Annotated in this window: 6 protein-coding genes; 3 read left to right on the top strand and 3 right to left on the bottom strand. The window is 50.4% G+C overall.

Features of this window, described 5'->3' with window-relative positions; genetic code table 11:
• Nucleotides 1–75: 75 nt before the first annotated feature.
• From ACRDCA_RS05990 to yajD, 3 genes are all read right to left on the bottom strand, one after another.
• Nucleotides 76–381, bottom strand: a complete 306-nt coding sequence (locus ACRDCA_RS05990) for a hypothetical protein (RefSeq protein ID WP_438688715.1) — start codon at nucleotides 379–381, stop codon at nucleotides 76–78.
• Nucleotides 378–1,013 carry a division plane positioning ATPase MipZ gene (locus tag ACRDCA_RS05995; RefSeq protein WP_438688716.1) on the bottom strand — a complete coding sequence of 212 codons (636 nt, stop codon included), beginning with the start codon at nucleotides 1,011–1,013 and terminating at the stop codon, nucleotides 378–380. Before ACRDCA_RS05995 ends, ACRDCA_RS05990 begins: the two co-directional genes overlap by 4 nt.
• Nucleotides 1,014–1,382: 369 nt before the next feature.
• Nucleotides 1,383–1,724 carry an HNH nuclease YajD gene (gene yajD / locus ACRDCA_RS06000; protein ID WP_438688717.1) on the bottom strand — a complete coding sequence of 114 codons (342 nt, stop codon included), beginning with the start codon at nucleotides 1,722–1,724 and terminating at the stop codon, nucleotides 1,383–1,385.
• Between the two features lie 448 nt (nucleotides 1,725–2,172).
• Here yajD and ACRDCA_RS06005 point away from each other — a divergent pair, with 448 nt between their 5' ends.
• The 3 genes from ACRDCA_RS06005 to ACRDCA_RS06015 all read left to right on the top strand — a co-directional run.
• Nucleotides 2,173–3,450 (top strand): PTS ascorbate transporter subunit IIC, encoded by a 1,278-nt coding sequence (locus tag ACRDCA_RS06005; RefSeq protein ID WP_438688718.1) that lies wholly within the window; start codon nucleotides 2,173–2,175, stop codon nucleotides 3,448–3,450.
• Nucleotides 3,451–3,901: 451 nt separating this feature from the next.
• Nucleotides 3,902–4,549, top strand: a complete 648-nt coding sequence (locus tag ACRDCA_RS06010; protein WP_438688719.1) for a LuxR C-terminal-related transcriptional regulator — start codon at nucleotides 3,902–3,904, stop codon at nucleotides 4,547–4,549.
• 144 nt (nucleotides 4,550–4,693) lie between these two features.
• The coding region (locus ACRDCA_RS06015; RefSeq protein ID WP_438688720.1) for an ESPR-type extended signal peptide-containing protein at nucleotides 4,694–10,874 on the top strand (6,181 nt) is incomplete at its 3' end.

Raw genomic sequence — 10,874 nt, forward strand, 5'->3', positions numbered from 1 at the left:
TCGACCCCTACTCATTCAGCGACATTACCAACTTACTTAATTGTTAACTTATTAAGCTAGCAGTTTAGTGAGTTATCAAATCTTCTTTAGCAGCGCCAGCAACTGTGCCTCGCTCTTGTCGGCTAAAGTATCTATGGCCAACTTGATCACGTCGGAACGGGTGATACGCACGATGCCGTTGCGCGCGGCATGACCAATGACATCGTCAATCATTTCCACGTGGTTATCCGTCAGGCTGACGGACAGCGCTTTATAGATGCGCTTACGGCCCTGGGGTTTTTCGGTAACGGCAGCAGGGGCGGGAACAATCAACGTATGCGAAGTGGCGCTGTTGATAAATTCATCTTCGGACATGCGGTGCGTTGGGGTGCGTTTTTTCACAGGATCACCTCGGTTACCAGGCTTTCGATTTCGTGCTGAGCCTTTTCATTGTGCGCTTCATGCACGGTTAGCGCTTCGCCCCAGGCATCGCGATAAATTTTGCGATCGCACAGGCGGTTGTTCACCAACTTCAGCTCTGGATATTCGCTCAGCACTTCGGCCGCTTCGTTGGCTTCGTTAATGAAAATATTGGTAGGGCACAGGTTCAATACGATGTGGCCTTTCACCTTTTCATTGTATTCCTGCGCGGTGGAGAACATTTCGGACAGGTAGCCGATGGTATCCAGGTCCATTTGCGAAGGGCGCAACGGCGAGATAAACAGATCGGCGGCCAGCAGCCCGGAGCGCAGTTCGGCACTGTCGCGGCCAGCGGTATCGACAATCACATAATCGTAATGACGATTCAGTTCCAGCAGGGTTTCTTTGATCTTGCCAGAGGCGGCTACCACCGGGATCTGTGGCACGCCTTCGACATTCTGGCGGTCATTGAACCAGGTCATGATGGATTTCTGATCGTCGGCATCGACGATGATGGCCGTTTTTTTCTTTTTGAGGATCAGATATCCGGCGATGTTTACCGCCATGGTCGATTTCCCGACACCACCTTTCTGCGAACCGATCAAAACAATCATGCTGCCATCTCTCAAGTTGCCAAGCGGATAACTTATCAACCAACTAACTTAATAAGTTAATGCGCTTGTTAGGTTGGTAATTAAATGAGTTAACAAGTGCGTATGACGACAATATGCCCCATTGGCGGCGGCTTGCCAAGTAGCTAAAGTCTTAACTTGCGGGTTTGTTTATCTAATAACTTACTAACTTGATAGGTTGGTGAGTGGAATGAAAGCCAGCGAAAGAGGCTAGTTCAGCCTAAGTTAATAGTTTGGCAAGTTGTCAATTTGAGCGGTGATTAAGGTAGCAAACAGGTGAAGGGAGGGCTGGGCGCAGCATCGGGCTAATCGGGCGCAGCATGCGGCGCCCCAACAGATTATGAGCGGAGTCTATTTTTTCATCATGTTTTTCAGATTGGCAAAGGGGTTATGCGTGGCTAGCCCCATGTCTTTCTGTGCATCTTCACCGGCGACCACCGTGGAACCATACTGATCGGCTTCGGTGTATTTTGAGTGCTCGTGATCGTGGCAATACAGACACAGCATTTCCCAGTTGCTACCGTCCTCTGGGTTATTGCTGTGGTCATGATCGATGTGATGCACCGTTAGCTCACGCAGGTTGGAGTATACAAATTCGCGTGAACAGCGCCCGCAAACCCACGGGAAGATTTTCAGTGCTTTTTCGCGGTAGCCGGTTTCCAGCCTCGCGTAGTTTTTTGGAATGAATGCCATGGTGTGCCTACAGGATCAAAATGATATTACGCTCAATATTACCACAGACTTCGCGTAGATCCTTCAGGCAAGCGATTGGAATCGCCTACCCCGAGGCCGATCGACAGCTGTGCGAGTAACCGAGATCATCATTGCCGCTCTGATCGCCGAACCCGAACCGATCGCTTCATCAACTGCAACACTAAAATAAAAAATGAAAAAGTGTTTTACAAAAACAAAACAATGTTTCATTTTTCGTGATTGAGATCTCGAATCAATCACTTGCCAGCAGTAAAAAAAAATTCCGCGTGGTATCACTGTGCCCATCGAAGGCACATTGCTCCCTTCACCTTTCAAGCCATAGCACGAGCAGGGCATTTATTGCCTAATTAAACCGTGGTTTGAAATCTATCGGGTAACAAGAAACAAGTCCTTCTGACATAAGTATTATTTAATAATGAGGGATATTGTGGACATATTGTTAAGCTTGGTAAAAACACCTGCGGTGATCATTGCGATCGTCGCTTTGCTAGGGCTGATTTTTCAACGAGCGCCGATTTCAAGGATTATCACCGGGACCTTACTCTCTTTTATCGGTTTCACCATGATCAAGGTGGGCGGCAGCATTCTGATGAAGGTGCTTACTGCCTTTAGTTCGCTGTTTTCTAATGCATTTAATATTGTTGGGGTGGTGCCGAGTAACGAAGCCATCATGGCGGCGACCATCGATAAATTGGGTGCGACAGCCGCCCTGATTCTGCTGTTCTCGATGGTGCTGAATATTCTGCTGGCGCGCTTCACTCGCTTTAAGAATATTTACCTTTCCCTGCACCTGGTGCTGTTTATGGCCTTTGCGCTGACGGCGGTGCTTGCCGAATTAGGCTATAGCCATTTTGCTATCGTGACTATCGCTTCCATCTTCATTGGTTGTTATATGGCGATATCCCCGTATATATTGAGCAAGTTCAGCCGGGATATTATCGGTTCGAATGATTATGCCATTTCCCATGCGGCGATTTCCTCTTATATCATCGGTTCTTATATGGGGAAATGGTTCGGTAATAAGAAACACGATACCGAACACGTCGTGATCAGCAACAAGTTTGATTTTATCCGCGAACCAAACGTCGCCACGCTGTTAACGATGCTAATCCTGCTGATCATCTCCAGCATCTTTGCCACGCAGCCGCAGGTCAAGGAGGCTATGGTCCAGGTTTATGGGGCTGGGGCAGCAGATAAAAACGTACTGATCTTTGTGCTGGAACAGTCGGCGATTTTCGCTTGCGGCCTGTATATGGCCAAGGCTGGTGTCAACATGTTTACCGCCGAGATCGTGCCCGCATTTAAAGGGTTTGCCAAAGTGTTTGCTCCAGGCGCGGTTCCCGCGGTCGATGTGATGGTGCTGTTCACCAAAGCGCCTAACGCCACCCTGATTGGCTTCCTGGTCAGTTTCCTGGTGGAGCTGGTTTGTATCCTGATTTTCCCGTTTATCGGCTTGCCGATTATTGTGCCCGGTATTATGGCCAGCTTTATTACCGGCGGTGCGGCGGCGATCTTCGGTAATGCTACCGGTGGGTTCCGTGGTGCTATCATCGCCAGCACCATCAACGGCCTGTTGCTGTGCGTATTCCCGGCTCTGACGCTACACCTGTTCGCGGGCCTGGGGGCCAACGGCGTGACCTTTGCTGACCCGGACTTCACCATTTCATCGATGTTGGTCAACACCGTATTTGGTTGGTTTAAATAAGCTTCTCCTCGCCCGTAACCCCGCATACTGTCAGTCGGTAGCCACCTCTTGGGAGGTAGCTACCGATAATCTGCTAAAACGTTAATCAAACTTTGCATCGCCAGGGTGATAATGTTGCCCACTCCAGTTATAAATGATAATAGCCCCCACTCTAATTACCATTTTATTGGCGAATTAAGAATAGCACCCATAAATCAGTCGTTATTCCTAATTGCCAAGAAGGTGTTTAAGATTTGCATCTTCAAAAAGCTATTGATTTTTTTAACTAAAACCCCAATTTCAAGACTTTTCCTAGAAACTATCAACCTTGTCTTACATCTTCCTCGGAGTCGTTCCTATCTAATAACCTCAGTTGCAAAGGGTTGTGAGCTTATATCCGGCCGGAGTGCCAGGAAACCACAACACTGCTAATACCCGTTTTCCAGGGCAGTACCAAAAAAGGGACTTGAAGATGAACCAGGTAAGGGTCGCTTGCATCACGAATAACTATTATTTAAGACTGGCATTACTGTATGTCTTTTCGACGTTAAGAAAAGAGCGCAGCTATTTACCTGAGGTAAAGCTGGTTTTTTTTTACAACTATCGTGCCTTTAAATCCCGGCAGGATGACAATAACTACTACAACGGCGTTGTTATTGATAGCTGTGGTAATTTCTTTGATTTGGTAAAGCTGTTTGAAAGCCTTCCCCAGCAGTTTTGCGATGAGGAAGTCATTACCCATTGTGTTTTTTTACATGACAAGAAATATCTGACGACATTAATGAATGATACCCAGGACGAATCTATTGTTTGCATCGATAAAGATGTGGATATGGCTTCGTTCTTTCGTCAATCCTATGTTTTTATTAAAAAAATAGAAACCGCCATGAACGGCGGCATGCAGTCTGGCCGCAGCGAAAATTTCAAATGTTATGACTTTTATAAGAGAAAGTTAACCACGCCGGAGTTAAGTACCTTGAACGATATAATGAGGGGTATCTCCCTCATTGATATTGCCTTAACACGTAATCGAAGTGTTAAAACTATCACCAGTCATAAAATAAACGCCTTAAAAAAGCTTGGTGTAAAAAGTATGTCTGATTTGTTAGTAAGACGCTAATAACGTGATGGGGAATTTAATATGGAATTTAGAGTAAGTGAGTCACACCCAGGGAATCTAATCTGAAATTTATTTAAATTTCACTGAATTAGATAATCACGCGAGTCACTGCGCGTGCATAATACTTTTTATTGGAACAAGCTTATGAATACGATATATCGTTTAGTCTGGAGTGCCGCGCAGCAAGCCTGGGTGGTCGCTAGTGAATTCGCCTCGGCCAAAGGTAAAGGCAAAGATGGTAGCAGCACTCGTCGTGCGCGCCGGGCTTTGATGCGTGCTGGCGGTATGGCTGGTGCGTTTGCAGCGGCGTTGGTCAGTATTGAACCAGCAGAAGCTTGGACGGTTACCCCAGGCAGTGTTACCAATGGTGGTACTGCGGCCTCTGATGGCACCATGTCAAACAATACTGCAATAGGTTCTGGAGCTATAGCCACTGGCGCTAGCCTTGGTACAGGTTTTGCCACAGCGGTTGGCTTTAATGCGTCGGCAGTGGGTGACAAAGCGACTGCGATAGGTGATACCGCTTCCGCAGGTGGTGTTCAGTCCACCGCTATCGGTACTCATGCCAATGCTTCAGCACTGTACTCATTAGCCATTGGTTCTGGTAACCAGGCGACGGCCCAGGCCGCGACCGCTATTGGTTACGGTGCTAATGCTTCAACCGCAGGCGCGATAGCACTAGGTTACACGGTAGCCAGTACGGGGAACGGGTCGATAGGTATTGGTCAGAGCGTTGTTTCATCTGGAAAATATTCTCTCGCCATCGGCTATGCTACTCAGGCGTTAGCTGAAGGTGCTACTGCTCTTGGTGATAGCAGCTATGCCAAGAATGTAGCTGACACTGCACTAGGCTATGGCGCTATTGCTACCGGTGGTACTTCTGCTGCAATGGGTAACCAGTCAACCGCTTCAGGCGCTTACAGCACTGCAATTGGTGGCGGTGGCGCGAAAGCTACGGGTACTACATCTACCGCATTGGGCTCTTCATCTAACGCCACGGGAAGTTATTCAACCAGCCTTGGTGGTTATAGCACCGCTGGTGGTAACTCCAGCGTAGGTATTGGTTACGACTCCTATATCGGTAGTACCGCAGATAATGCTGTTGCCGTCGGAGTCAGTACTCGGGCGGGTAAAAACTCTACCGCACTGGGTGGTAATGCCAAAGCCACCAACACCGGTGATGTTGCGTTGGGTGCCAACTCAGTAACTGCGGAGACCGTGGCTACCAGCAGCATGGTTATCGCTGGCAAAACTTATAATAACCTCGCTGGGGCTGCACCAAGCAGCACCGTGAGCGTAGGCGCAACGGGAGTCGGTAACCAACGTACCATCACCAACGTAGCCGCTGGCCGTGTCGACACTACCAGCACCGATGCCATCAATGGTTCGCAACTCGCAGCCACTAATCAGGCCATTGCCGATAATAAAACCCACTACTACAGCGTCAATGATAGCGGTACTCCGAACGGCAACTACAACAACGACGGTGCTACGGCTGTGAGAGCGCTTGCGGCTGGTATTAATGCTAGTGCCACAGGAATTTCCGCAACGGCGATTGGCGATCAGTCACAGGCCTTGTCGGGAGCGGATATTGCGCTCGGTTTTAATAGCTTGGCCAGTGGAAGCAACAGTGTGGCACTGGGGAGCAATGCTAAAGCGACCAACGGTAATGACGTGAGTGTCGGCTTTAACTCCAAGGCATCAGGGGGGAATTCCGGGGCATTCGGTAATGCTTCCAATGCCTCCGGTCAGTCCGCATTTGCCTTGGGCGGCGCAGCTAAAGCATCAAATACTTACTCTCTGGCCGTTGGCGTGCTGGCAAACTCTTCAGCGTCTAAATCTGTCGCCATTGGCTATAATTCCGTCGCCGATGTAGCGAGAAGTGTTGCGCTGGGCGATGGGGCAAAAACCAACGCTGCCGTTACAACGGCGGGGACACAGATTTCCGGGAATAATTATGCTTTTGCGGGCGTATCTCCTGTCGGCACCGTCAGCGTGGGCGATAAAGATGCAGAACGTACTCTCACCAACGTGGCCGCAGGCCGTGTCGATGCTACCAGCACCGATGCCATCAATGGCTCGCAATTGGCGGCGACCAATCAGGCCATTGCCGATAATAAAACCCATTACTACAGCGTAAACGACTTTGGTACTGCGGGGGGTAACTACAACAATGACGGTGCGGTGGGGATGAACTCACTTGCTGGCGGTGTCGATGCTTCTTCTGTGGGCCAGGCATCAATGGCAATGGGTTATCAGGCAACCTCTACAGGGGAATCCAGCATTGCGACAGGTATGCGTGCTCACACAACCGGTATTAACAGTATTGCCTTTGGTGTTGATTCTTCTACCTCCGATCCCACCAGCACTGGTGCAATTGCCATTGGGTGGGAATCTTTAGGGGCCGCGACCGATGCGACTGCTATTGGTTCAGGTGCCAAAGCACAAAAAGAAGCCACTATAGCGATTGGTGCTTTTGCGGGTGCCGAGGGCGTGAGTAGCATTGCACAAGGTAATCGTGCCATTGCATCGGGTGACAGCGCTATTGCTGTTGGTGAGCGAACACAAGCAATAGGTGAAGGTTCTCTGGCGCTGGGTGCAAACAGCATTGCTACTGAGGATGGCAGTGTTGCCCTGGGTTCTGGTTCTGTTACCGCAGCAGCGGTGGCGACAACCGGCGCTGATATTGGCGGTAAACCTTATACTTTCGCAGGCAAAGCGCCAACCAGCACTGTCAGCGTGGGCGATAAAGATGCGGAGCGTACTATCACCAACGTGGCAGCCGGGCGTATTAGTGACACCAGCACCGATGCCATCAATGGTTCGCAGCTGTTTGCCACCAACCAAGCCATCAACGATAGTAAAACTCACTACTACAGCGTGAATGATGGCGGCACCCAAGGTGCCAACTACAACAACGACGGTGCAACGGGTGTTAATGCGTTGGCTGCTGGTGTTGGCGCATCTTCAAATGGTCAGGATTCACTGGCTATTGGTACCGCGTCCAGTGCAATTGGCGACACGGCCATGGCTCTGGGTAAATCTAGTCAGGCTCTCTTCAACGATAATATTGCAATGGGTAATTCTGCCATTGCGGGATATAGCGGTACCGACGGATACGGTACTTACAAAATAGCCGAAAAGGCAACGGCTATTGGTTTTGGTAGCCAGGCTCTGGGCAATAATAGTGTCGCCTTGGGGGCAGGAGCAATTGCGGGTGGTCAGCTATATTTTGAACTTGCTGATGATGCAATTGCGATTGGTAATAATAGTCGTAGTACCGGGTTACATTCAATTAGTCTGGGTTCAGAAAGCTCTGCAGGCGAAAACGGAAGTATAGCGATGGGCTACTCTGCAACCGTTGCAAGGAATGTCAGAAACGGCTTGGCATTGGGTACAGGTGCTAAAGCAATTAAAGACGCAGCTGAGGGGATTGCAATCGGTGCTGATGCGACAGTAACAGAGCAAAGTGGGATTGCGATAGGCAATGGATCAAGATCTTTTGGCCATCAATCAATCAGTATTGGTAGTGGTAGCTCAATAACTAATAAATATAGTTCCGGGGTGCTGGGAAATAATACCACAGTAGATGGTGAAAGAAGTTATTCAGTGGGTGACTCTAATTACATTGGCTCTGACAATACAGTTATTCTTGGTAATAATGTCCGGGTGAACGCCGGCCTGAATAATTCTGTTGTATTGGGTGATAATTCCACAGTAGACGCTGCCGTGGGAACAAGTACCACGACTATTGCCGGTAAAGATTATACCTTTGCAGGAACGACTCCTGTCGCATCTGCCAGCATAGGTAGTGCAGGTAATGAACGCACACTCACCAATTTGGCGGCAGGGCGTATCAGCAGTTCCAGCACCGATGCCATCAATGGTTCACAGCTGTTTGCCACCAATCAGGCCATCGCTGATAGCAAAACCCATTATTACAGCGTTAATGATGGCGGCACCCAAGGTGCCAACTACAATAACGACGGAGCTACGGCCGAGCGTGCGCTTGCAGCGGGTATTAATGCCAGGGCAACGGGAATTTCCTCCACGGCTATTGGTGAGAACTCTCAGGCTTTGTCTGGTGCTGATGTTGCAATAGGCATAGGCAGTTTGGCCAGTGGCAGCAACAGCGTAGCATTGGGGTTCAATGCCAAAGCGACAAACGGTAATGCCGTTAGCGTTGGTTTTAACTCCAAGGCAACAGGGGGGAATTCAGGAGCGTTTGGTAATGCTTCTACGGCCTCCGGCCAGTCCGCATTTGCCTTAGGCGGTGGATCTACAGCATCAGATAATTACTCTTTGGCTGTCGGCGTGCTGGCAAACTCTTCGGCGTCTAAATCTGTCGCTATTGGCTATAATTCCGTCGCCGATGTAGCGAGAAGTGTCGCGCTGGGCGATGGGGCAAAAACCGACGCTGTCGTTGCAACAACGGGCACTCAGATTGCAGGGAATAGCTATACCTTTGCAGGCGGATCCCCTGTTGGAACCGTTAGCGTCGGTGATAAAGATGCAGAGCGTACCATCACCAACGTGGCCGCAGGCCGTTTGAGTGACACCAGCACCGATGCTGTCAACGGTTCGCAACTGAATGCCACCAACAAACAGGTCACCATCAACACCACCGATATTGCTAATAACACCACCAATATTAATGAGCTGAAGGATGATGCACTGCAGTGGGATTCGGCGGAGGACGGAGGAGCGGGGGCTTACAGCGCTAACCATAAAGGCAATGGCACGTCCAAGATCACTAACGTCACAGCGGGCGATCTGACAGACACCAGTACCGATGCGGTTAACGGTTCACAGCTGAAAGCGACCAACGATCAGGTCGATATCAACACCACCAACATCGCAGGTAACACCACGGCGATCACCAACCTGGGCGATACCGTAGACAATATCTACAACACCGGGACCAAGTACTTCCACGCTAATTCTACCGGTACCGACTCTGTCGCTTCTGGCCTGGATGCGGTGGCAATCGGTATGGGTGCTATCGCCAGTGCTGATGGCAGCGTCGCGCTGGGTGCCGGTTCTCTGGCAGACGGCAGCACCTTGTCGCATGAAGCGTATCTGGTCGGCGGCAAAGCGAAGGGTGAAGTGAACGTGGGCGATCGTCGTATTACCGGGCTGGCTGCCGGTGCGGACGATATGGATGCGGTCAACGTCGCACAGTTGAAAGCGACAGCAGCAAGTTCTGTTGCGGATGCTGTGATGTACGACAACAGCACCCACAATAACATTACCCTGGGTGGCAATACCTACGACAACAGTACGCACACCGGTGGCACTACCATCACCAACGTGGCGGATGGCGTAGCGCCAAGCGATGCGGTGAACTATTCACAGCTGACCGAAACCAACAATCAGGTGAGCACCAACACCAACAACATTGCCAACAACACCACTAACATTAATGGGTTGAAGGACGATGCGCTGCAGTGGGATGCGTCTCTGAATGCCTACAGCGCCGACCATATGGGTAACGGCCCGGCCAAGATCACCAACGTAGCCGCCGGTGACTTGACGGATACCAGCACCGATGCGGTGAACGGTTCCCAACTGAAAGCCACCAACGATCAGGTGGAGATCAACACCACCAACATCGCGGGTAACACCACGGCAATCACCAACCTGGGTGATACCGTAGACAACATCTACAACACCGGGACCAAGTACTTCCACGCCAACTCCACCGGGACAGATTCGTCCGCACTGGGTCAGGATGCGGTGGCGATTGGTATGGGTGCCATCTCAACGCATGACAACGATGTTGCATTGGGTGCCGGCTCCGTGACTGCCGCAGCAGAAGCGACGGCCAAAGCGACCATCAACGGCAAAGAGTATGATTTTGCCGGGGTAGCCCCAACCAGCACCGTCAGCGTGGGCGACAAGGATGCAGAACGTACCATCACTAACGTGGCCGCAGGCCGCCTGAATAGTGATAGCACCGATGCGGTGAATGGTTCACAACTGTTTGCGACCAACCAGTCCATCGATACTCTGGGCACGCAGGTAGATACCAACACCACCAACATCGCGACCAATACCACTAACATTGCCACCAACACCACCAATATTGCGGGTAACACCACCAATATTAATGAGTTGAAGGATGATGCACTGCAGTGGGATCCGTCTCTGAATGCCTACAGCGCCGACCATATGGGTAACGGCCCAGCCAAGATCACCAACGTAGCAGCCGGTGACTTGACGGATACCAGCACCGATGCGGTGAACGGTTCCCAGCTGAAAGCGACCAACGATCAGGTCGATATCAACACCACCAACATCGCGGGCAACACCACAGCTATCACCA

It is taken from the genome of Serratia sp. (in: enterobacteria) (assembly GCF_051654945.1).
GTDB lineage: Bacteria > Pseudomonadota > Gammaproteobacteria > Enterobacterales > Enterobacteriaceae > Chania.

Bases quoted from the DNA above. Each gene is read 5' to 3' on its own strand.
- yajD (WP_438688717.1), bottom strand. From the start codon at position 1,724: ATGGCATTCATTCCAAAAAACTACGCGAGGCTGGAAACCGGCTACCGC.
- ACRDCA_RS06010 (WP_438688719.1), top strand. From the start codon at position 3,902: ATGAACCAGGTAAGGGTCGCTTGCATCACGAATAACTATTATTTAAGA.
- ACRDCA_RS05995 (WP_438688716.1), bottom strand. From the start codon at position 1,013: ATGATTGTTTTGATCGGTTCGCAGAAAGGTGGTGTCGGGAAATCGACC.